The sequence below is a fragment of the Roseovarius sp. MBR-79 genome (assembly GCF_053628555.1).
Genome location: NZ_JBRJGP010000005.1, coordinates 79,887 through 101,395, shown reverse-complemented (window position 1 = coordinate 101,395; position 21,509 = coordinate 79,887). Strand labels below are relative to the sequence as shown.

Below are 21,509 nucleotides of genomic sequence, written 5' to 3'. Positions count from 1 at the left end.
GTTGGGGATGATAACATGAAGCTACGGCCGATTGCGTCGAATTTCACGCTCAAGGATCATGTCTACGAGAGGTTGCGCGAGGCGATCCTCGAGATGAACATCTATGAGGACGACGCCGATCTGCGCCTTGATGAGCGCACGCTGGCCGAGCAGTTGCAGATCTCCCGCACGCCGCTGCGCGATGCCATAGCGCGGCTCGAGGCGGACGGGCTGTTGACGGTTGTGCCCCGCAAGGGCGTGTTCCTGCAACGCAAGAGCCTTGAGGAAATCCTCGAGATGATCATCGCCTGGGCGGCGCTCGAGAGCATGGCCGCCCGTCTTGCCGCCGAACGTGCGAGCGACACCGAAATCGCAACGCTGCGCAAGATCGCCGAGAAATACCATGACGCCACATCGGCCACGCGGATCGCGGAATATTCCGACGACAACCTGACATTCCACCTGCACATCCTCGAAATCTCGCATTGCGCCCTGCTCAAGACCATGGCCGAGGGGGTGTTTTTGCATATCAAGGCCGTGCGCCTGCGCTCCATGTGGGAGGGCGACCGCGTCAAGCGGTCTGTCGTCGATCATGCCGAGATCATCGAGGCGCTCGAGCGTCGCGACGCCGAGGATGCCGCCAACAAGGTGCGCGAGCACACGATGCAACTGCATGACCACATCCGCAAGACCTGGGGCCGCCTGAACCTGACCCGCAACGCGACCCTGGAAACCCAAAACGCTGCCAATAGCTGATTGCCCGACCCCGTCCGCGACCGATGCCGCGGACCACTGGAAACCGGAGGACCGACATGGCCGTAGCCCACGCACCCGCAGCGCCGACTGAGCAGACAGATGACGTCACGGACGGCTTTCACCTGCTGATCGACGCGCTCAAGCTCAACGGGATCAAGACCATCTACAACGTGCCGGGCATCCCGATCACCGATCTGGGCCGCTATGCGCAGGCGCAGGGGATGCGGGTGATCTCGTTCCGTCACGAACAGCATGCGGGCTACGCCGCCTCCGTCGCGGGGTTCCTGACCAAGATGCCGGGCGTCTGCATGACCGTCTCGGCGCCGGGCTTCATGAACGGGCTCACGGCGCTGGCCAATGCCACCACGAATTGCTGGCCGATGATCCTGATTTCCGGCTCGTCGGAGCGCGAGATCGTCGATCTGGCGCAGGGCGATTACGAGGAGATGGACCAACTGGCCATGGCCAAGCCCTTCTGCAAGGCGGCTTACCGGCTGACCTATGCGCAGGATATCGGGATTGCCGTGGCGCGGGCGATCCGCTCGGCGGTGTCGGGGCGGCCCGGCGGCGTGTATCTCGATATTCCCGGCGCGATGCTGGGGCAGGTGGTGGATGCCGCCGAGGGGGCGCGCTCGCTCGTCAAGGTGATCGAGCCCGCGCAACGCCAGATCCCGGCGAAATCGGCCATCGACCGCGCCATCGCGGTGATGAAGGACGCGAAACGTCCGCTGATCGTGATCGGCAAGGGCGCGGCCTATGATCAATGTGACGATCTGATCCGCGAATTGGTGGAAAAATCGGGCTATCCGTTCCTGCCGATGTCCATGGCCAAGGGCCTGCTGCCCGACACCCATCCGCAATGCGCCGCCGCTGCGCGGTCGATGGTGCTCAAGGATTCGGACGTGGTCATCATGATGGGCGCGCGGATCAACTGGCTGCTCAGCCACGGCAAGGGCAAGCAATGGGGCGAGCCGGGGGCGAAACGCTTTGTCCAGATGGATATCGAGGCCGAGGAGATGGACTCGAACGTCGAGATTGCGGCCCCGATCGTAGGCGATATCGGGTCGTGCTGCGAGGCCCTGCTCAAGGCCATGGACGGGGCCGGGATCGCCCCGCCCAGGGACTGGCTCGATGCGGTCAACGCCAAGGCCACGGCCAACATGGAGAAAATGGCCGCGCGGCTGCGCAACAACAACGATCCGATGGATTATCACGGCGCGCTCGGCGTCATCAAGGACGCGATCAACGATCATCCCGACACGATCCTCGTCAACGAGGGGGCCAACACGCTCGATCAGTGCCGCTCGATCGTCAACATCCACAAGCCGCGCCACCGCATCGACGTGGGCACCTGGGGGGTGATGGGGATCGGCATGGGATCGGCCATCGCGGCGGCCATCGAGACCGGCAAGCGCGTGCTGGCGGTCGAGGGCGACAGCGCCTTCGGCTTCTGCGGCATGGAGATCGAGACCGTGTGCCGCTACAACCTGCCGATCTGCACGGTGGTGTTCAACAATGACGGCATCTATCGCGGCGATGGCGAGAACTGGGGCGGCGGCGACGATCCGGCGACCACGGTTTTCGTGAAAGGCGCGCGCTATGACATGATGATCGAGGCCTTTGGCGGCGTGGGTGTGATCGCCCGTTCGCCGGACGAACTGCGCAAGGCGGTCTATGAGGCGCTCGACAATGGCAAGCCCACCCTGATCAACGCGATGATTGACCCGGCGGCGGGCAGGGAAAGCGGCAATATCGGCAACCTCAACCCGCAATCGGTGGTGGCGCAACGCCTCTATCCGCAGGCGCGCAAAGACTGATTTCAACCAACCGGGGCACGGTGAACGCGCCCACTTGGCCAAGAGACGGAGAGACACATGAAAGCCCTTGAAGGCGTCAAGATCCTCGACTTCACCCATGTGCAATCGGGTCCGACCTGCACGCAGTTGCTGGCGTGGTTTGGCGCCGACGTGATCAAGGTGGAGCGTCCCGGCGTGGGCGACGCCACCCGCAAGCAGCTGGTGGATGTGCCGGGGGCCGACAGCCTTTATTTCACCATGCTCAACCACAACAAGCGCTCGATCGAGCTCAACCCCAAGAACGAGGCGGGCAAGGCGGTGCTGACCCGTCTGGTCGAGACCTGCGATGTGCTGGTCGAGAATTTCGCGCCCGGCGCGCTTGACCGGATGGGGTTTTCCTGGGAGCGGATTCAGGAAATCAACCCGCGCATCATCATGGCCTCGGTCAAGGGCTTCGGCCCCGGCAAATACGAGGATTGCAAGGTCTATGAGAACGTCGCGCAATGTGCGGGCGGCGCCGCCTCGACCACCGGCTTTCTCGATGGCCCGCCCTTGGTGACCGGCGCGCAGATCGGCGATAGTGGCACCGGGCTGCATCTGGCGCTTGGCATCGTCACCGCCCTTTATCAGCGCGAGCATTCGGGGCGGGGGCAAAAGGTGCTGGCCCCGATGCAGGACGGGGTGATCAACCTCTGCCGCGTCAAGCTGCGCGATCAACAGCGCCTCGCCGCCGGGCCGCTCACCGAATATTCGCAACATGGCAAGGGCATTCCCTTCGGCGATGCCACGCCGCGCGCGGGCAACGATTCGGGCGGTGGTCAGCCGGGGCGCATCCTCAAGTGCAAGGGCTGGGAGACCGACCCCAACGCCTATACCTATTTCATCACGCAGGCCGCCGTCTGGGAAAAGGTCTGCGACGTGATCGGCGCACCCGAGTGGAAGGACGCGCCCGGTTATGCCACCCCGCCCGAGCGGCTGGACAAGCTTGACGAGATCTTCGGGCGCATCGAAGAATGGACCATGACCAAGACCAAGTTCGAGGTGATGGATATCTGCAATCCGCTCGATATCCCGGTGGGGCCGATCCTGTCCACCAAGGAGATCATGGAGGACGATGGCCTGCGCGCGACCGGCACGATCGTCGATGTCGATCACCCGACGCGCGGGCGCTACACCTCGGTCGGCTGCCCCATCAAGCTCAGCGACAGCCCCGTCGAGGTGACGCGCTCGCCGCTTCTGGGTGAGCATACCGAGGAAATCCTGCGCGACGTGCTCGGCTATGACGGGGAGGAACTGGCCGGCATCCTGGAGTCGGGCGCGGTCGGGAGTGCGAGGAAGGCAGCCGAATAATCAAGCCGTGAGGGCAGGGCGCGGCGCAGGCCGCCCCGCCGCACGGACGGGAGGACGACATGAGACTTATCGTGATGGGGCAGCAGGCCTTTGGCAAGGATGTGCTGGCCAGGCTTCTCGGGACCGGGACGGACGAGGTGGTTGCCGTCTACTGCGAGCCTGACCGGGACGGCAAGCCGGTCGATCCGGTCAAGGAACTGGCGCTTGAGACGGGTCTGCCGGTCCATCAGCCGGCCAATTTCGACGATCCCGCCACGCTGGAGCAACTGGCCGCGCACAAGGCCGACCTGATGATCATGGCCTTTGTCAACGTCTTCGTGCCGGAGGCCGCGCGCGACACGCCCACCCATGGCTCGATCTGCTTTCACCCCTCGCTTCTGCCGCTGCATCGCGGGCCGTCGGCGGTCAACTGGCCGATCATCATGGGGGCCACCAGATCGGGCTATTCGTGGTTCTACCCCTCGGACGGGCTGGACGAGGGCGACAGCCTTCTGCAATGGGAATGCGAGATCGGCCCCGACGACACCGTGATCGACCTCTATTTCAAGAAGATATACCCGCACGCGGTCGATAGCGTGCTGACGGTCTGCGACCTCTACCGCTCGGGCAATCCGCCGCGCATCGTGCCGGATGAGAGCCGCGCGACCTATGAGCGCCGGTGCACCCGCACTCACGCGCGCATCGAATGGCACCGCCCGGTCAAACAGGTCTATGACCTCATTCGCGGCACCAATCCCGCGCCGGGGGCCTGGACCACGCTCGACGGGGCCGAGGTGGATATCTTCGACTGCGCCCTTGTGCCGGGTGACGGCATATCGGGCCGCGTGCGCGAGATAACTGACGACGGCGTTGCGGTGCAATGCGTGGGCGGTCGCATCCTGATCAAGCGGGTGCGGCCCAAGGGCGGGGCCAAGATGCCCGCGTCCGAATGGGCGGGCGCCGCCGGGCTGGCCACCGGGGCCACCCTTGGAACCTGAAAACCGTAGAAACCTGATGGGAACACGATATGTCTGACATCGAAATTGCACGCGCCGCGACCAAGAAGCCCATTCAGGAGATCGGTGCCAAGCTGGGCATCCCGAGCGAGCACCTGCTGCCCTTCGGCCACGACAAGGCCAAGGTCTCGGAAGACTTCATCAAGTCGCTTTCCGGGCGCAAGAACGGCCACCTTGTCCTTGTCACGGCGATCAACCCCACCCCGGCGGGCGAGGGCAAGACCACGACCACCGTGGGTCTGGGCGACGGTCTCAATGCCATCGGCAAGAAGGCGGCCGTGTGCATCCGCGAGGCCAGCCTCGGGCCGTGCTTCGGCATGAAGGGCGGGGCCGCGGGCGGCGGTTATGCCCAAGTGGTGCCGATGGAGGAGATGAACCTTCATTTCACCGGCGATTTCCACGCCATCACCAGCGCCCACAACCTGCTGGCGGCGATGCTGGACAATCATATCTACTGGGGCAACGAGCAGGAAATCGACATCCGCCGCGTGGTCTATCGCCGCGTCATGGACATGAACGACCGCGCCCTGCGCGAGATCGTGTGCAACCTCGGCGGCGTGGCCAACGGCTTCCCGCGCGAGAGCGGGTTTGACATCACCGTGGCCTCCGAGGTCATGGCAATCCTGTGTCTGGCCACCGATCTGGCGGACCTCGAAAAACGTCTGGGCGATATCATCGTGGCCTATCGCCGCGACAAGACGCCGGTCTATTGCCGGGACATCAAGGCCGACGGCGCGATGACCGTGCTCTTGCAGCAGGCGATGCAGCCCAATCTTGTGCAGACGCTGGAGAACAATCCGGCCTTCGTGCATGGCGGGCCCTTCGCCAATATCGCGCATGGCTGCAACTCTGTCGTGGCGACAACGACGGCGCTCAAGCTGGCGGATTACGTGGTCACGGAGGCGGGCTTTGGTGCCGATCTCGGGGCCGAGAAGTTCATGAACATCAAGTGCCGCAAGGCGGGGCTTGCCCCCGAGGCGGTGGTGATCGTGGCCACGGTGCGCGCGATGAAGATGAACGGCGGCGTGGCCAAGGCCGATCTGGGTGCCGAGAACGTGGCGGCGGTCAAGGCGGGCTGTCCGAACCTTGGGCGCCATATCGAGAACCTGGCGAAATTCGGCGTGCCGGTGGTGGTGGCCATCAACCATTTCGTCACCGATACCGAGGCCGAGGTTCAGGCTGTCAAGGAGTTCGTGGCAAGCCAGGGGGCCGAGGCGGTGCTGTGCAAGCACTGGGCCCAAGGCTCCAAGGGCACAGAGGAACTGGCGCGCAAGGTGGTCGCGCTGGTCGAGGGCGGATCGGCCAAATATGCGCCGCTCTATCCCGACGAGATGCCGCTCTTTCAGAAGATCGAGACCATCGCCCGGGAAATCTACCGCGCCGACGAGGTAGTGGCGGATGCGAAAATCCGCAACCAGCTCAAGGAGTGGGAGGATCAGGGCTACGGCAACCTGCCCGTGTGCATGGCCAAGACGCAATACAGCTTTACCACCGATCCGAACCGGCGCGGCGCGCCCGACGGGCACAGCCTGCCGGTGCGCGAGGTGCGGCTGTCGGCGGGGGCGGGCTTCGTCGTGGTGATCTGCGGCGAGATCATGACCATGCCGGGCCTGCCCAAGGTGCCCTCGGCGGAGGCCATCCGCATCAATGAAGACGGCCTAATCGACGGGTTGTTCTGATCATGGACCGGTCATCGCTTCATACCATTCTGATGCCGATGCGCGATGACGGGCGGGGGGCGGTCATCTTTGCCCATGCCGCCGCGCTGGCCAAGCGGTTCAACGCCCATGTCCGGGTGGTCCATTCCCACCCGAGGCCAGAGGACATGATGCCGTATGGTGTGGTGATCCCCACCTTCCTGCGCAAGCAACTGGCAGAGGCCAGCCGCAAGCGCGCGGATTACGAAGAAGGCCATCGCCGCACCGCGTTTCTCAAGGAGGCCGAGCGCCACGGCATCAGCGTGGAGCCGCGTGCCCCCGGCAAGCCCACAGCGGCGTTCCGCGAATATGAGGGCAAGCAGGCCGAGGTGGTGCGCCATTACGGCCGTCTGGCGGATCTCATCTGCGTGGCCAAGCCCAGCAAGGAGGAGAACCTGGGCTACAACACGTTGAAATCGGCGCTCTTCACCTCCGGGCGGCCGGTTCTGGTCTGCGCCGAGACCGAAGAGGTATCCGCCGATATCGGCCGCCATGTGGCGATCGGCTGGAACGGGTCGCTCGAGGCGTCGCGCGCGGTGGCGCTGGCCATGCCGCTGATCGAGCGCGCCGACCGGGTGACGATCCTGACGGCCGGGACGATCGAGCACACGGCCACGCCCGAGGAGTTCCAGATATATCTCGCACAGCGCGGCATTACCGCTCAGATCCATGCCTTCGAGCGCAGCGGCAATGTCGGGCGCATGTTGTTGCAGAAATGCTCGGAGACGGGTGCGAACATGCTGATCACGGGGGCCTATCACGACAGTTACGAGCGGGAGACCCTTCTTGGCGGAAATTCCGCTACCATCGTGGCCGAGGCCGCGATTCCCGTGGTCATGGTGCATTGAGGGGAAGAGCAGGACGACGGAGTTTTCCGAACACAGGCACAGAAGGATCAAAGGAAGACTCACCACAGGCTTCGTTGCGCGCCGGACGGCCGAGGAGGGCCAAAGCGCGCCGGATCCATACCAAACCTGACCGGCTATCGGTCATCAACGGGAGGAAGACAATGAATATGCTGAAAACTTTGGCAATCGGTATCGCCGCCTTGGGGCTTTCCGCGCCGGCGGCCATGGCGGAATGGCAGCCGCGCAAGCCGGTCGATTTCGTCATCATGGCGGGACCGGGCGGCGGCGCGGACCAGATCGCCCGCTTCATTCAGTCGGTGGTCGAGAAGAAGGACATGACCAGCCGTCCGCTGATCCCCAACAACAAGGGCGGCGGCTCCGGTGCCGAATCCCTGATCTGGCTCAACAGCGCGAGCGACCCCGATCACACCCTTCTCGTGACGCTCAACTCGTTCTTCGCCACGCCGATCCGGCAGCCTGACCTCGGCATCGACATCCAGACCTTTACCCCGGTTGCGATGATGGGTGTCGATCCGTTCGCGCTCTGGGTTCACAAGGATAGCGGCATCGAAACGTTCGAGCAGTGGCTCGAGACGGTCAAGGCGGCGGATGGCGAGTATGTCGTCGGCGGGACCGGCACCGGGCAGGAAGACAGCATCGTCTTTGCCTATCTGAGCAATGCCTACGGTCTCAAGCTCAAGTATATCCCCTTCGACGGCGGCGGCGCGGTCGCGGCGGCGCTTGCCGGTCAGCAGATCATGGCAACGGTGAACAACCCGGCAGAGGCGCGCGGTTTCTTCCAGTCGGGCGATGTGCGGCCGCTGCTGGTCTTCTCCGACGAACAGATGGACGCCTATCCCGGCATCCCGACGCTCAAGGAAAAGGGCCATGACTTCAGCTACTACAACCAGCGGGCCGTTGTCGGCGCGCCGGGCATGTCGGATGAGGCCGCCGCCTACTATCAGGCGCTGTTCGCCGACATCTACAACACCGAGGAATGGCAGGGCTATCTCGAAAAAGAGTCGCTCTCGCCGCTCTGGATGGATGCCGACCAACAGCGTGGCTACTGGAAGGTGCAGGTCGAGAACCACACCGAACTTCTGTCCGGCATGAAGTGATCCGCCGCAAGGTATGATGAAACGAGGGAGGGCTGACAAATGCGTGTTGGCGAAATAGTCACGGCGGGCGTGCTGGCCCTCCTTTCCATCTACCTGATGTACAAGGCATCCGCGAACGGGATCGGGTATACGCGGGGAAGCGGCCCCCAGGGCGGTTTCTGGCCATTCTGGCTGTCGGTCGGGATGCTGATCTCCACGGGATTTGTCGCGCTCAACTGGGTGCGGCAGGTGTCGCCGCAATCGCGCTCGCAAGAGCCGGTGCTCGACAGCTTCGGCGTCAAGACGCTGCTGCTTGTCGGGGGCGGGATCGTGGGCTTTGTCGCGCTCATCGACATCGTGTCGATGTATGGGGCCATCGCGGTTTTCCTGCTCTATTATCTCAAACTGCTTGGTCAGCACAGTTGGCGGCTGACCTTGCCGATGGTGCTGCTGTTCCCGCTCGGGCTGTTCTTCTTCTTCGAGGGGCTCATGCAGATCAGCATGCCCACGGGGCTGAGCTTTACCGACCCGGTCTTCAACGTCCTCTACGATATCATTTACTGAGCCATCCAAGGCGCAGCTGACACAAGGGCGATAACCAAGCCATGGAAATTCTATCCCTACTGGGCGACGGTATGCTGGTCGCCATCCAGCCCCTGAACCTCTTGCTGATCCTGATCGGTGTGACGCTCGGTCTCTTCATCGGGGCGATGCCCGGTCTGGGATCGGTCAACGGGGTTGCGATCCTCTTGCCGGTGACGTTTCTGGTGCCGCCCGGCTCGGCGATCATATTCCTCGCGGCGATCTACTATGGCGCGATGTATGGCGGGGCGATCTCGTCGATCACGCTGGGCATTCCCGGTGCATCCACGGCGGTGGCCACCACCTTCGACGGTCGGCCGCTGGCGATGATGGGCAAGGCGCGCCTTGCGCTGGTTGCGGCCGCCTTCGGCTCCTTCATCGGCGGCACGGTATCGAACCTGCTCTTTACCGGGTTCGCGCCCCTGCTGGCGACGGTTGCGCTCAGTTTCGGCCCGCCCGAGATTTTCGCGCTCATGCTGCTGGCCTTCGCGACCTTCGTGGGGCTTGGCGGCGACGACATCGCCAAGACGGTCTTTTCGATCTGCTTCGGTCTGGTGCTGGCCACGGTCGGCTTTGACCAGGTCTCGGGCGCGCCCCGGCTTCTGCTCTTCGACCTCAAGGGGTTCCTCGGCGGGATCAGCTTTCTGGTGCTGGCCATCGGCGTCTACGGCATCGGCGAGATGCTCTGGACGCTGGAGAGCACGCGCGGCAAGATCACCACGACGAATGCGGACATGTCGGTCAAGGGGATTGTCGAGGATATCGGCGAGACAGCCCGCAAAGGCTGGAAAGGCACGGCGATCGGATCGTTTCTCGGTTTCTTCGTAGGGGTGCTTCCGGCGGCTGGCGCGACGCCCGCCTCGCTCATGTCCTATGCGATCACCAAGATGGTGTCGAAGAACAAGCATGAATTCGGCAAGGGCCATGTCGGTGGCGTGACCGCCCCCGAGGCGGGGAACAACTCGGCCTCGACCGGCTCCATGCTGCCGATGCTGACGCTTGGCATTCCCGGCTCTCCGACCACGGCCATTCTTCTGGGCGGCATGGTGATCTGGGGCCTGACACCGGGTCCGCGCCTCTTTGTCGAGGAGGCGGATTTCGTCTGGGGGCTGATCGGGTCTTTCTATGTGTCGAACGTCTTTGCCCTCTTGGTGAACATATCCGCCATTCCGCTCTTCATCTGGATGCTGCGGATGCCGTTCACCGTGCTGGCACCGGTGATATTCGTGCTGTCGATCGTGGGCGGCTATGCCGCCATGCAGGACATGTTCGATATCTGGCTGATCCTGGTCTTCGGCTTCGGGGCGTTCTTCCTGCGGAAGTTCGATTATCCGCTGGCACCGGCGGTTCTGGCCATCGTGCTCGGGCCGATTGCCGAGCCGACCCTGCGCCAGTCGTTGCTGCTGTCCTCGGGCGATCCGTCGATCTTCTTTACCCGCCCGATCTCGATGCCGATCATGGTGACCGCGATCATCCTGATCCTGTTGCCGGCGCTGAAATATCTGCGCCCCCGCCGATCCCGCGCGTCGGAGTAGGGTGCGAAAGACGCGAAAGGGGGCCAACCGGCCCCCTTTCAGCTTTCATAGCGGGTGCTGCCGCGCCGGTTCTCGTCCATCGGCAATTCCATCAGCAGCGGCTGATGCGCGCGCTGCGAGCAGGCCTGACGCGGGCAGAGATTGCAATTCAGACCGATGGGCGCATAGAGCTTGGGATCGTCGAAATTGTAGCTCGACGCGTAGCGCAGGCGCGGCGCGAATTTCGCCTCGCAGCCAAGCGCAAGCGTCAGGCGGCGGTCCTGCGTCTCTTCGCTGAATACCGGGCGATGCACGGTGCGGCTGACGGTGAAATAACGCGCGCCATCGGGCATTTCCACGAATTGCGGCATGATCACACCCGGCGTGTAGAAGGCGGTATGGATGTTCCAGACCGGGCAGGAGCCGCCATATTCCGCAAGATGAAACGAGGTCGAGTTGAACCGTTTGGTGACATTGCCCGCCTTGTCGATGCGCAGGAAGAAGAACGGCACCCCGCGCGCGCCGTCGCGTTGCAGGGTGGTCAGGCGCTGACACACCTGCTCGAAGGAGGTGCTGAACACCGCCGCGATCCGGTCGATGTCATAGCGCGCGTCTTCGGCCTCGCGCAGAAAGGCGTCATAGGGCATCAGGAGCGCGGCGGCGAAGTAATTGGCCAGTTCCACCCGCAGCCGTGCCAGCGCAGGGAGCGACGCGAGGCCGCTGCGCCGGACGATTCCGGACAGGACATCGGGATATTCGACCAGACACAGCACATGGGCGAGTTGAAAGACGCGATTGGCGGTGTTGAGCGCCTGGGACAGATAAACGACCCGCGCGTCTTCGTCGTAATAGCGCAGCGCATCGCCAAGATGCCCGATCTTGCGAATGTGCGTGGTGACACCGTGGCGCTGTTCCAGCCGTTGCCGCAAGGCAAAGAAGCGGTCCTCGGGTGCTGCGAAATCGGCGGGCGCGGCCGCCTCCGCCGCCTGTTCCAGATCGGGAAAGTGATTGCCGTGATCACGAAAGAAATTGTGGATCACGGTTTCGGGCGACATGCGCAAAAGCTCGTCCGAGCCGCTTTCCCCCGCCAGGCTCAGAATTTTTTCCAGGGCCGTGCGATGGGCCGCGTGCAGGTCCAGAAAACGATCAACCAGCCGGGGCGCATGATCGACCGCCCCGCGCAATTCCTGAATATCGGGCTGATCACCGGCAAAGACCGGGTCGCGCAGCGCATTGCGCAGATCGGCCACGCGGCGCGCGCTCTCGTCGCGCGACAGTTCGCGCCAATCGACGGCATAGACCTCGGCGATGCGCATGAGAAGCTGCACCGAGAGGCTGCGCTGATTGTTTTCCAGGAGGTTGATATAGGATGCGCTCACGCCCAGTTTCCCGGCCATTTCGGCCTGTGTCTGTCCCCGGTCACGCCGCAACTGGCGCAGTTGCGGGCCGATCAGTGTCTTTGCCACGTCATGCCTCTCACAACATTACAAAAAGAACCATAGTAATGTTTACCTCATACACATTGACATAAATTTCGTGGAGGAATCAAGCCGTCCGGGTATAGTGTTGCAAATCTTCAGACCCCACAGCATTCTCCGGAAAGGCCGAACATGACCTATCGCATCGTAATCCTCGGCGCCTCCTATGGCTCGCTTCTTGGCACCAAGCTCTTGATGGCGGGACAGGATGTGACGCTGGTCTGCCGTCAGGCGACGGCGGACCTGATCAATGCCGAGGGCACGGATGTGCGCATCAAGCTGCGCGACGAGGAGGAGCATCGGTCGTTTCGCTCGGATGACCTGCCCGGCACATTGAACGCGCTGGCACCCGAGGACGTGAACCCGGCCGATTACGACATGGTGGCGCTGGCCATGTCGGAACCGCAATATTGCGCCGACACCATCGTCGATCTCTTGGGCCGGATCGCCGCTGCGGGCACCCCGTGCCTGTCGATCATGAACATGCCGCCGCTGCCCTATCTGCGCCGGATCGAGGCGCTCGACACATCGCGCCTCGAGGCCGCCTATACCTGCCCCAAGGCCTGGGCCGGGTTCCGTCCCGGCACCGTCACCCTGTGCAGCCCCGATCCGCAGGCTTACCGCGTGCCCGACGAGGGGCCGAACACGCTGCATGTCGGCCTGCCCACCAATTTCAAGGCCGCCCCCTTCGAGGATGAGGCCCACACCCGCATCCTGCGCGATCTGGAGAGCGCGATCGACGCGGTCACGGTGGACGGCAAGGATGTGCCGGTCAAGCTGCGCGTCTTCGACTCGCTGTTCGTTCCCTTTGCCAAATGGAGCATGTTGCTGACCGGGAATTACCGCTGCGTGCTTCCCGAGGGCGCGCGCGCCATCAAGGAGGCCGTGCATGGCGATCCGGCCCTGTCAGAGCGGATTTACAGCACCGTGGATGAGGTGGTGCGCCGCCTTGGAGCCGATGCGGCCGATGCGGTGCCGTTCGAGAAATACGCGGCTGCCGCCAACGGGCTGCTCAAGCCATCCTCTGCCGCCCGCGCCATCGAGGGCGGGGCTGACCGCATCGAGCGGGTTGATATGCTGGTCAAGCTCATCGCGGAACAGCAGGGGGTGGATACGGTCGAATTTGCGGGCATCGTGGAGACCGTCAATGCGCGACTGCACGCGAACGCCCGTTCCGCCGCGTGATCCGGGGCAGGGGTCAGGGCCCTTTGCGGCCCTGACAGCATGGCTCAGATCGTGTCGCGCAGGCCGTATTTGCGCGCGACACCGGGGATGATCTCGTCGCGCGTGAGGCCGATATCGAGGAGCGTCTCATCGCTGAGGCGCATCATCGTCTCGACTTCGCGCGCCATGCGGTTGGCCTCGATGATCGACCGGAAAAAGAATCCGATGGCCCGGAGCGGCGCAGTTGCGATTTGCGCCACGCCGACAGAGGTCGCGGCACTGTGGCCGGTATGGGATGAGTATGTCATGATCTGGCGTTCCCTGGATCGCTGCGCTTGCATCATATGTATACTGCGTCGCAGCATTCTGCCATGTGGGCAGGTGCAAATCGGCGTTGCGTCCGTCACATGGCTGGTGTCGTTCCCCGGACGGGGCAGACCGGTGCCGAGTCAGATCGGCAGATAGTCCACCGCCTCGCCCGTCTCGCGCGCCGGATCGTGGGGCGGGCGCACAAGAAGCGCGTCGGCATGGGCAAGGATGCTCAGGAGCGAACTGTCCTGCCGGTCCTCGGCGGTGATCCCCTCGGGGCCAAGCCGCGCGCGCATGTAATGCTCGCGCGGGCCATTGGCGGGCAGGGGGCTGGCGAGACGCGCCGTCAGGCGCGGCGCGCGCGCCGCCCCAAGCCCCTGCATCGCGGCGAGCATCGGCGCGATGAATACCTGCCCGCAGACCATGGCCGAGACCGGATTGCCCGGCAGTCCGATCATCGCCGCAGCCCCCATCCGGCCCGCCATCAGCGGCTTGCCGGGGCGCATGGCCACCTTGTAGAAATCCCGCTCCAGCCCCAGTTCCGGCCCCAGCCGCGCCACCAGATCGTGATCGCCCACCGAGGCCCCGCCAATCGTCACGATCAGGTCATTGCCCGCCGCCAGCCCGAGCACGGTCTCGAGCGAGGCGCGCGTGTCGCGCGCAATCGGCAAGAGCCGCACCACGGCCCCATGGCTGTCAAGGAGCGCCTTGAGGCCGAAACCGTTGGAGGCCACGATCTGATCGGGGCCGGGGGCCTCTCCGGGCATCACCAATTCGTCGCCCGTGGCGACAAGCGCCACCTCGGGGCGGCGATGCACCGGCACGCGGGCGATATTCATCGACGCCAGCAGCGCCAGATCGGCGGGGCGCAGGCGGCGCGGCGCGGGAATCGTCTCTCCTTTGCGAAAATCACCGCCCAAGGGGCGGATATTGTCGCCAGAGCCGACATTCTCGCCAAGCGTGATCCGGTCGCCCGCACGCGTCACATCCTCTTGCATGATCACGCGGGTGGCACCTTCGGGCACCGGCGCACCGGTGAATATCCGCACCGCCTCGCCCGCACCAACGCGGCCGCCGAAGCCATGCCCCGCCGCCGCCTCGCCGATAACGGTCAGCACCGCGCCGGGGGCAGGGTCATCGGCAATCGCATAGCCATCCATCGCCGAGGCCGCAAAGGGTGGCTGATCGCGCCCCGCCGCCACGTCGCGCGCCAGCACCCGGCCCGCCGCCTGCGCGAGCGGTACCTCCTCCACCTCCGTCGGGCTGACAAGGGCGAAGAGCGCGGCGAGAGCCTCGTCAACCGATATCATGACGCCTCATACCGCCCCGACTTGCCGCCGTCCTTCAGCAGCAGCCGGATGCCGCCCATCTCCATCGCCTTGTCCACTGCCTTGGCCATGTCATAGACCGTGAGCGCCGCGACCGAGACCGCCGTCAGCGCCTCCATTTCCACCCCCGTTTGGCCCGAGGTCTTGACCGTCGCCTCGATCCGCACGCCGGGCAGGTCCGGGTCAAGGGTCAGATCCACCGCCACCTTGGTGACGGGCAGCGGATGGCAGAGCGGGATGAGATCGGGCGTCTTCTTCGCGCCCATGATTCCGGCCAGCCGCGCGACCGAGAGCACGTCGCCCTTTCTGGCGCGCCCCTCGGCGATGATGTCATAGGTGGCGCGCGCCATGCGCACATGGCCCTCGGCCACGGCCATGCGATCGGTCACGGGCTTGTCCGAGACATCGACCATATGGGCATGACCCTGCGTGTCGAAATGGCTGAGCCCCGCCATTCAGAACCCCCCGGCAGTCAGCGGATTGGCGAGCAGGGCGCGCGTTGCCGCTGCCACGTCCTCGGCGCGCATCAGCGTCTCGCCGATGAGAAAGGCCCGCGCGCCATAACGGGCCATCTCGGCCAGATCGTCGGGCGTGGCCAGCCCGCTCTCGGAGACGATCATGCGCTCGGGGGGGACGAATTTCGACAGGCTGCGGGTGGTGTCGAGCGAGGTCTCGAACGTGTTGAGATCACGGTTGTTGATGCCGATCATCATGGATTTGAGCGCGCCCGCGCGGTCAAGCTCCGCGCGGTCATGCACCTCGATGAGCGCGTCCATGCCCCACGCCGTCGCCGCCTCTTCAAGCTCGGCGGCCTGCGCGTCCGAGACGCTCGCCATGATGATGAGGATGCAATCGGCCCCCCAGGCGCGCGCCTCGGCGACCTGATAGGGATCATACATGAAATCCTTGCGCAGCACGGGCAGGTTACAGGCGGCGCGGGCCTGTCTGAGATAGTCGGGCGCGCCCTGAAAGCTCGGGGTATCGGTCAGAACGGACAGGCACGCGGCCCCGCCCTCGGCATAGGCTTGCGCCAGTGCGGCGGGGTCGAAATCGGCCCGGATGAGACCCTTTGACGGACTTGCCTTCTTGATCTCGGCAATGAGGCCATAGCCGTTTTTCGACGCCTTCAGCAGCGCGTCGGCGAAGGGGCGCACGGCCGGGGCCTCGCGCGCCAGCGCCTCCACCTCGTCAAGCGGGCGCTCGGCGCGGGCGGCTTCGATTTCTTCCAGCTTGTAGGCCTTGATCTTTTCCAGAATGGTCGGGGTGCTCATGTGGCCTCCGATGTCAGTTTCGCCAAAGCGGTCAGCCGCGCGCGCGCGGCACCTGAGTCGATGCTTTCGGCGGCCATGGCCACGCCCTCGCGCAGATTGCCCGCGCGCCCCGCCACGGTCAACGCGGCGGCGGCATTGAGAAGCACCGCATCACGGTAGGCCCCCGGCGCACCATCGAGCAACCCCGAGAGGGCGACGGCATTCTGCTCGGGCGATCCGCCAAGAATGGCCTCGAACGGATGGACCGGCAGGCCGAAATCCTCCGGGTGCAGTTCCGCCTCGCGGATGGAGCCATCTTCCTCCAGCGCGGCCAGCCATGTCATCCCGGTGATGGTCATCTCGTCGGTGCCGTCAGAGCCATGCACCAGCCAGGCGCGCTCTGACCCCAACTGCCCCAGCGTCTCGGCCATGGGCCGGATCAGATCGCGCGAGAACGCCCCGGTGAGTTGCCGCTTGACCCCCGCCGGATTGGTCAGCGGCCCGAGGATGTTGAAGATCGTGCGCGTGCCAAGCTCGGCGCGCACCGGGCCGACATGGGCCATCGCCGGATGGTGCATGGGCGCCATCATGAAGGCGATGCCGACCTCGGCCAGCACCTTTTCCACCGCCTCGGGCCCCAGCATCACTTTGACGCCAAGCGCCGTGAGCGCATCGGCCGCACCGGATTTGGACGAGAGGTTGCGGTTGCCGTGCTTGGCCACCACCACGCCCGCCCCCGCCACTACCAGCGCCGTCGCGGTCGAGATGTTGAGCGTGCCCTTGCCGTCGCCGCCCGTTCCCACGATGTCCATCGCCCCTTCGGGCGCGCGCACGCGGTGGCATTTGGCGCGCATCACGGTGGCGGCGGCGGCGTATTCGTCCACCGTCTCGCCGCGCGTCCGCAGCGCCATGAGAAAGCCCCCCGTCTGTGCGGGCGTGGCCTCTCCGGCAAAGAGGATTTCAAACGCGGCCTCCGCCTCGGGGCGGGTCAGAGCGCGGTCGGCTGCGGTGCCGATGAGGGCGCGGATATCGCTCATGCGGGCACCGTCATGCGATCGAGGAAATTCTTCAACAGCGCATGACCGTGCTGCGAGGCGATGGATTCAGGATGAAACTGAACGCCGTGGATCTCGTGCTCGCGGTGGCGCAGCCCCATGATCGTGCCGTCGCCGAGTTCGGCGGTGATCTCCAGACACGCGGGCAGGCTCTCGCGCTCCACCACCAGCGAGTGATAGCGCGTTGCCTCGAAGGGTGAGGGCAGGCCCGCGAACACGCTTTTGCCGGTATGGTGGATCACGCCCATCTTGCCATGCACGATCTCGGAATGGCGCACCACCCGCCCGCCGAAGGCCTGCCCGATGGTCTGATGCCCGAGGCACACGCCCAGAAGCGGGATCCCCGCCTCGGCGGCGGCCAGCGTCAGCGGCAGGCAAATCCCGGCCTGATCGGGGTCGCACGGCCCCGGAGAGAGGAGAATACCGGCAGGCCGCAGCGCCATCGCCGCCTGCACATCGAGCGCATCGTTGCGGATGACGAGGGTCTCGGCCCCCAATTCGCCCACGTAATGCACGAGATTGTAGGTGAAACTGTCGTAATTGTCGATCAAGAGCAACATCTGTGCCTGTCCTTCGGTCAAGGGGGCTGTTGGCCTCGGGGCCGGTCGGAGTATACTTGTTCAGGCTTGCGCGGCACCGTCAAGGGGCGCTAGGCCGGAATGACGGCAAACGGGCAGAGACCACGGGGGCAAGGCAGTGATACGCGGGGCATTGGCAGGAATGGTGACGGGGCTGGCCTTGTCGGGTCTGGTTCTGGGCACGGTATCGGTGGTCAGCGATCTGGCCGACATGGCGGCGGTGCGCGAAACGGCACCCGAGGCGCGTGCGGTCGAGGTGCCGCCCGGCTCGGGCTTCGATGCGGTGCGCGAAGACCGCGAAGCGGCGTTGCCGGGTGTGACCGAAGGCCCGGCGCAAGGGGGCGCGCCGCGTGTCGAGGACCCCGGCCGCGACGATCTCGGCCCGCTCGCCGGGGCCGACACCGCGCCCGTGGCCGTGCCTGATACGGGGACAGTGGGCACGCTTGGCGCGCCGCCAGAGGGCGCGCCGGCAGAGGGCCGTGTCGCGGTGGGCAGTGACAGCCCGGTTCTGCCCGCGCCACAGGCCGCGGCCCCCGCCCGGCCAGAGGGTGAGGCGCGGCTTGTCATCTCGACCGATCCCGCACAGCCCCCCGCGCCCGATCCGGGAGAGCTGGATGCGGGGCTAGCCGCGCCCCAGCCGCCAACCCCGCAGGACGCCCCCCGGCAGGAGGCGGCAACGGCCCCCGACGTGCAGACCGAGATCACCGAACCCGTGGCTCCCGCCGACGAGGCGGATGACGGGCGAGACAGCGTCGCCGCGCAGGTGCCGCCCGCCGAAGACGCCCCTGACACGCGGCAAGCGGTGATCGAACCGGTCGCCCCCGATGAGGGCGCGCCCGCGCCCGAGGCGGTGCCCGCGTCGCCGCGCCTTGCGCCATCGGACACGCTTGGCAATCGCGCGGAGGGCGTGACCGTGGGCCGCCTGCCGCGCATCGGTGACGCCCCCGAAGCGCCCGAGACAGCCGCCGGGACCGCCGAGGCCGAGACCGCCGAGACTGGCCCCGACGGGCCCGAAGCGCCCGAGGGTGCGCTGCGCCGCAACGCCGTGGCCTTCGATCCGCCTGCGGACAGGCCGCTCATGGCCATCGTCCTGCTCGACGAGGGGCAGGGCACGCTGGGGCTGGAGGCGTTGCAGGCGTTTCCCTATCCGCTGAGCTTTGCCATCCCCGCCAGCCGCCCGGATGCGGCGGAAGCCGCTGCGCGCTATCGCGATGCGGGTTTCGAGGTGCTCATCGCCGCGGACCTGCCCGAGAGCGCCACCGCCGCCGACGCCGAGACCGCCATGCAGGCATGGCTTGCCGCGCTGCCGCAGGCGGTGGCGGTGATCGAGGGCACGGGCACCGGGCTTCAGGGTAGCCGCGAGGCGAGCGCGCAGCTTGCCCCGATCCTGAGCGAGACGGGGCATGGCATCGTCATGCTGCCCAATGGCCTCAACACCGCGCAGAAACTCATCGCGCGCGAGGGGGTGCCCTCGGCGACGCTCTTCCGCGATATCGACGGGCAGGGGCAGAATGCGGGCGCGGTTCGGCGGTTCCTCGATCAGGGGGCGATGCGCGCGGGCCAGCAGGACGAAGGCGTGATCATGCTGGGCCGCGTGCGCCCCGACACCATCAGCGCCCTGTTGCTCTGGGGCTTGCAGGACCGCGCGGCCAGCGTGGCGCTCGCGCCGGTCTCGGCGGTTCTGGCCACGCCATAGCTGGTTAACCGCGCCGTGCCGCGCTATGCTGCGCCGCAGAAATGGCGGGGTGCGGCATGGCGGTTCTTCTCATCCTTGTGGCGCTTGGCCTCCTGATCGCGGGGGCCTGGGCGGGGATCTCGGTGCTGGTGCTGGCACCGGTTCTGGCGGCGCTGGCGGCGGCGCTGTCGGGCGCGCCGGTGCTGGCGGGCTATACGCAAATTTTCATGCAGGCAGCGGGGGGCTTTGTGGTGGCCTTCTTTCCGCTCTTCCTGCTGGGTGCGCTCTTTGGCCGGGTGATGGAGGTGTCGGGCGCGGCGGACCGCATCGCCACGGCCATCGCGGGCGCGCTTGGCGCGGGCAATGCCATTCTGGCGCTGGTGCTGGCCTGCGCGGTGCTGACCTATGGCGGCGTGTCGCTTTTCGTGGTGGCCTTTGCCGCCTGGCCGCTGGCGCGCGCGCTCTTCGCCGAGACGGGGGTGCCCGCGCGGCTCATTCCGGCGACCATCGCGCTGGGCGCGTTCACCTTTACCATGACGGCGCTGCCCGGCACGCCTTCGATCCAGAACGCGATCCCGATGGCCACTTTCGGCACCACGCCTTTTGCGGCCCCGGTTCTGGGGATCGTCGCGGCGCTCGTCATGCTGGGGTTCGGCATGGTCTGGCTGCGGTTGCGCGCGCACTGGCTGGCGGGCGAAGAGGCCCCCACGCGGCCCGGGGATGACGGGGTTCGGGACAGGCTGCCGCTCTGGCGCGCGGCGCTGCCGATCCTGTCCGTAGCGGTGGTGACGCTCGCCATGGGCGCGGCCGTCCTGCCCGCGCTCGACACCGGCTATCTGGCGCGCCCGCTTTATGGCGCGACCGACCTGGCGCGGGTCAAGGGCCTGTGGTCGGTGATCGCGGCGCTCACGGTGGCGCTGGTGCTGGCGCTTCTCTTCACGCGCCCGCCCAAGGTGATGCAGGCGCTCAACAAGGGCGCCGAGTCCGCGCTCCTGCCGCTTTTCAATACCGCGAGCCTGGTGGGCTTTGGCGCGGTGATCGCCACCCTGCCGGGGTTCGAGGTCTTGCGGGCAAGCCTTGACGGGCTCTCGGGTGGCAATGTGCTGGTCGCGGCCGCGCTGTCGTCAAGCGCGCTGGCCGGGATCACCGGCTCGGCCTCGGGCGGCATGTCGATCGCGCTCGATGCGCTTGGGCTCTCGATGCTGGCCGAGGCGGCGGCGCAGGGGGTCGATCCGGCGCTTCTGCACCGGGTGGTGGCGGTGGCGACCGGGGGGCTGGATACCCTGCCGCATAACGGCGCGGTGATCACGCTGCTGGGGATTTGCGGGATGACGCACCGGCAGGCCTATGGCGATATCTTCATGGTCGCAGTGATCGGCCCGGTGCTGGCCTGTGGGATGATCATCGCTCTGGGCACCGTGCTGGGCGCGGTGTGAGTCAGCGCAGCTTGGGCACGCCGCCGGGATGCGTGCTGCGATCCACCACGCCCGCGCGCAAGCTGCGCCCGATGCGATGCGCCAGTGCCGACCAGGCGGCGGCCTGATCGGGCGAAAGCTCACGCGCCAGAACGCTGTCGAAGAGTGCCAGCCAGGTCGAGAACATGCCCGGCTGCACATTGCGCGCGTTGACATGGGCGGCCATCGGAGAGCCGTCATAACAGCGTTCATGCAGGATCGAATTGGCCCAGAAATCGGTGATCTTCGCCTCATGCGCGGGCCAGTCGGTGACGTGGACGGCAAAAACCGGCCCGAGGCCGGGATGATCCCGCACGGCGGCGTAGAAGGCCGCGACCACGCGAGCGATCTCTGCGCGGGTGACGGGGAAACGCGGGGGCAGGGCGATGCTCATGGCCCTGAGATGCGACAGCGCCCGCGCACATGCAAGAGGGCGTCCCGCCGCATGGCGGCCACGCCCGAAATCTTCAAAAGATTTCGGACCGCTTTCTTTTCAAGAAAGCGGGGGCCCGCGGCCTCTGGACGGCTGCCGGGTGCGCGCCTATAAGGCGGGCCATGACGCTTGATGCCGCGATCATCATTCGAATTACATGCCCGGCGCTCT

20 protein-coding genes are annotated in these 21,509 nt (G+C 65.9%); 12 read left to right on the top strand and 8 right to left on the bottom strand.

Annotated elements, in window-relative coordinates; all coding sequences use genetic code 11:
• The first annotated feature begins 15 nt into the window (after positions 1–15).
• The 9 genes from ACSSV8_RS06710 (at position 16) to ACSSV8_RS06670 (ending at position 10,635) form a co-directional block, all read left to right on the top strand.
• Entirely contained in the window at positions 16–735 is a 720-nt protein-coding gene (locus ACSSV8_RS06710) for a GntR family transcriptional regulator (RefSeq protein ID WP_354538449.1), read from the top strand.
• A gap of 56 nt (positions 736–791) precedes the next feature.
• Positions 792–2,552 carry an oxalyl-CoA decarboxylase gene (oxc, locus tag ACSSV8_RS06705; RefSeq protein ID WP_454281928.1) on the top strand — a complete coding sequence of 587 codons (1,761 nt, stop codon included), beginning with the start codon at positions 792–794 and terminating at the stop codon, positions 2,550–2,552.
• Between the two features lie 57 nt (positions 2,553–2,609).
• Entirely contained in the window at positions 2,610–3,881 is a 1,272-nt protein-coding gene (gene frc / locus ACSSV8_RS06700; protein ID WP_454281927.1) for a formyl-CoA transferase, read from the top strand.
• A 59-nt stretch (positions 3,882–3,940) separates the two neighbouring features.
• Positions 3,941–4,858 (top strand): methionyl-tRNA formyltransferase, encoded by a 918-nt coding sequence (locus ACSSV8_RS06695; RefSeq protein ID WP_454281926.1) that lies wholly within the window; start codon positions 3,941–3,943, stop codon positions 4,856–4,858.
• 29 nt (positions 4,859–4,887) lie between these two features.
• Complete coding sequence (locus ACSSV8_RS06690; protein WP_354538445.1) at positions 4,888–6,555, top strand: formate--tetrahydrofolate ligase; 1,668 nt, start codon at positions 4,888–4,890, stop codon at positions 6,553–6,555.
• Between the two features lie 2 nt (positions 6,556–6,557).
• Complete coding sequence (locus ACSSV8_RS06685; protein WP_454281925.1) at positions 6,558–7,421, top strand: universal stress protein; 864 nt, start codon at positions 6,558–6,560, stop codon at positions 7,419–7,421.
• Between the two features lie 161 nt (positions 7,422–7,582).
• Positions 7,583–8,539 (top strand): Bug family tripartite tricarboxylate transporter substrate binding protein, encoded by a 957-nt coding sequence (locus ACSSV8_RS06680; protein ID WP_354538442.1) that lies wholly within the window; start codon positions 7,583–7,585, stop codon positions 8,537–8,539.
• A 39-nt stretch (positions 8,540–8,578) separates the two neighbouring features.
• Positions 8,579–9,082, top strand: a complete 504-nt coding sequence (locus tag ACSSV8_RS06675; RefSeq protein ID WP_354538441.1) for a tripartite tricarboxylate transporter TctB family protein — start codon at positions 8,579–8,581, stop codon at positions 9,080–9,082.
• A 41-nt stretch (positions 9,083–9,123) separates the two neighbouring features.
• Positions 9,124–10,635 carry a tripartite tricarboxylate transporter permease gene (locus tag ACSSV8_RS06670; RefSeq protein ID WP_454281924.1) on the top strand — a complete coding sequence of 504 codons (1,512 nt, stop codon included), beginning with the start codon at positions 9,124–9,126 and terminating at the stop codon, positions 10,633–10,635.
• A 38-nt stretch (positions 10,636–10,673) separates the two neighbouring features.
• Here ACSSV8_RS06670 and ACSSV8_RS06665 read toward each other — a convergent pair whose 3' ends face one another.
• Entirely contained in the window at positions 10,674–12,080 is a 1,407-nt protein-coding gene (locus tag ACSSV8_RS06665) for a helix-turn-helix domain-containing protein (protein WP_354538439.1), read from the bottom strand.
• A 144-nt stretch (positions 12,081–12,224) separates the two neighbouring features.
• Here ACSSV8_RS06665 and ACSSV8_RS06660 point away from each other — a divergent pair, with 144 nt between their 5' ends.
• Entirely contained in the window at positions 12,225–13,277 is a 1,053-nt protein-coding gene (locus ACSSV8_RS06660) for a ketopantoate reductase family protein (RefSeq protein ID WP_454281923.1), read from the top strand.
• A 44-nt stretch (positions 13,278–13,321) separates the two neighbouring features.
• Here ACSSV8_RS06660 and ACSSV8_RS06655 read toward each other — a convergent pair whose 3' ends face one another.
• The 6 genes from ACSSV8_RS06655 to ACSSV8_RS06630 form a co-directional block, all read right to left on the bottom strand.
• Positions 13,322–13,564 (bottom strand): DUF1127 domain-containing protein, encoded by a 243-nt coding sequence (locus ACSSV8_RS06655; RefSeq protein ID WP_454281922.1) that lies wholly within the window; start codon positions 13,562–13,564, stop codon positions 13,322–13,324.
• Between the two features lie 141 nt (positions 13,565–13,705).
• Complete coding sequence (locus ACSSV8_RS06650; protein ID WP_454281921.1) at positions 13,706–14,875, bottom strand: molybdopterin molybdotransferase MoeA; 1,170 nt, start codon at positions 14,873–14,875, stop codon at positions 13,706–13,708.
• Complete coding sequence (gene moaC / locus ACSSV8_RS06645; protein WP_454281920.1) at positions 14,872–15,348, bottom strand: cyclic pyranopterin monophosphate synthase MoaC; 477 nt, start codon at positions 15,346–15,348, stop codon at positions 14,872–14,874. The genes ACSSV8_RS06650 and moaC overlap by 4 nt, the downstream gene beginning before the upstream one ends.
• Positions 15,349–16,164 carry an indole-3-glycerol phosphate synthase TrpC gene (trpC, locus tag ACSSV8_RS06640; protein WP_454281919.1) on the bottom strand — a complete coding sequence of 272 codons (816 nt, stop codon included), beginning with the start codon at positions 16,162–16,164 and terminating at the stop codon, positions 15,349–15,351.
• Positions 16,161–17,180 carry an anthranilate phosphoribosyltransferase gene (gene trpD / locus ACSSV8_RS06635; protein WP_354538433.1) on the bottom strand — a complete coding sequence of 340 codons (1,020 nt, stop codon included), beginning with the start codon at positions 17,178–17,180 and terminating at the stop codon, positions 16,161–16,163. The genes trpC and trpD overlap by 4 nt, the downstream gene beginning before the upstream one ends.
• On the bottom strand, positions 17,177–17,758 hold the full coding sequence (locus ACSSV8_RS06630; RefSeq protein ID WP_354538432.1) for an anthranilate synthase component II: 582 nt from the start codon (positions 17,756–17,758) through the stop codon (positions 17,177–17,179). The genes trpD and ACSSV8_RS06630 overlap by 4 nt, the downstream gene beginning before the upstream one ends.
• Before the next feature lie 136 nt (positions 17,759–17,894).
• On the opposite strand from ACSSV8_RS06630, the gene ACSSV8_RS06625 reads away from it, so the two are divergent.
• Complete coding sequence (locus ACSSV8_RS06625) at positions 17,895–19,472, top strand: divergent polysaccharide deacetylase family protein (protein WP_454281918.1); 1,578 nt, start codon at positions 17,895–17,897, stop codon at positions 19,470–19,472.
• Positions 19,473–19,528: 56 nt separating this feature from the next.
• The gene (locus ACSSV8_RS06620; protein WP_354538431.1) at positions 19,529–20,887 is read left to right on the top strand and encodes a GntP family permease; all 1,359 of its coding nucleotides are present in this window, start codon (positions 19,529–19,531) and stop codon (positions 20,885–20,887) included.
• Position 20,888: 1 nt separating this feature from the next.
• Here the strand turns inward: ACSSV8_RS06620 and ACSSV8_RS06615 are convergent, their stop codons facing one another.
• Positions 20,889–21,299 (bottom strand): group III truncated hemoglobin, encoded by a 411-nt coding sequence (locus tag ACSSV8_RS06615; RefSeq protein WP_454281917.1) that lies wholly within the window; start codon positions 21,297–21,299, stop codon positions 20,889–20,891.
• Positions 21,300–21,509 lie beyond the last annotated feature (210 nt).

Coding starts and splice junctions, on each gene's coding strand:
- ACSSV8_RS06695 (WP_454281926.1), top strand. CDS start 3,941: ATGAGACTTATCGTGATGGGGCAGCAGGCCTTTGGCAAGGATGTGCTG.
- oxc (WP_454281928.1), top strand. CDS start 792: ATGGCCGTAGCCCACGCACCCGCAGCGCCGACTGAGCAGACAGATGAC.
- ACSSV8_RS06675 (WP_354538441.1), top strand. CDS start 8,579: ATGCGTGTTGGCGAAATAGTCACGGCGGGCGTGCTGGCCCTCCTTTCC.
- ACSSV8_RS06685 (WP_454281925.1), top strand. CDS start 6,558: ATGGACCGGTCATCGCTTCATACCATTCTGATGCCGATGCGCGATGAC.
- ACSSV8_RS06630 (WP_354538432.1), bottom strand. CDS start 17,758: ATGTTGCTCTTGATCGACAATTACGACAGTTTCACCTACAATCTCGTG.
- ACSSV8_RS06680 (WP_354538442.1), top strand. CDS start 7,583: ATGAATATGCTGAAAACTTTGGCAATCGGTATCGCCGCCTTGGGGCTT.
- trpD (WP_354538433.1), bottom strand. CDS start 17,180: ATGAGCGATATCCGCGCCCTCATCGGCACCGCAGCCGACCGCGCTCTG.
- trpC (WP_454281919.1), bottom strand. CDS start 16,164: ATGAGCACCCCGACCATTCTGGAAAAGATCAAGGCCTACAAGCTGGAA.
- ACSSV8_RS06615 (WP_454281917.1), bottom strand. CDS start 21,299: ATGAGCATCGCCCTGCCCCCGCGTTTCCCCGTCACCCGCGCAGAGATC.
- ACSSV8_RS06710 (WP_354538449.1), top strand. CDS start 16: ATGAAGCTACGGCCGATTGCGTCGAATTTCACGCTCAAGGATCATGTC.
- ACSSV8_RS06660 (WP_454281923.1), top strand. CDS start 12,225: ATGACCTATCGCATCGTAATCCTCGGCGCCTCCTATGGCTCGCTTCTT.
- ACSSV8_RS06655 (WP_454281922.1), bottom strand. CDS start 13,564: ATGACATACTCATCCCATACCGGCCACAGTGCCGCGACCTCTGTCGGC.
- frc (WP_454281927.1), top strand. CDS start 2,610: ATGAAAGCCCTTGAAGGCGTCAAGATCCTCGACTTCACCCATGTGCAA.
- ACSSV8_RS06690 (WP_354538445.1), top strand. CDS start 4,888: ATGTCTGACATCGAAATTGCACGCGCCGCGACCAAGAAGCCCATTCAG.
- moaC (WP_454281920.1), bottom strand. CDS start 15,348: ATGGCGGGGCTCAGCCATTTCGACACGCAGGGTCATGCCCATATGGTC.
- ACSSV8_RS06650 (WP_454281921.1), bottom strand. CDS start 14,875: ATGATATCGGTTGACGAGGCTCTCGCCGCGCTCTTCGCCCTTGTCAGC.
- ACSSV8_RS06620 (WP_354538431.1), top strand. CDS start 19,529: ATGGCGGTTCTTCTCATCCTTGTGGCGCTTGGCCTCCTGATCGCGGGG.
- ACSSV8_RS06670 (WP_454281924.1), top strand. CDS start 9,124: ATGGAAATTCTATCCCTACTGGGCGACGGTATGCTGGTCGCCATCCAG.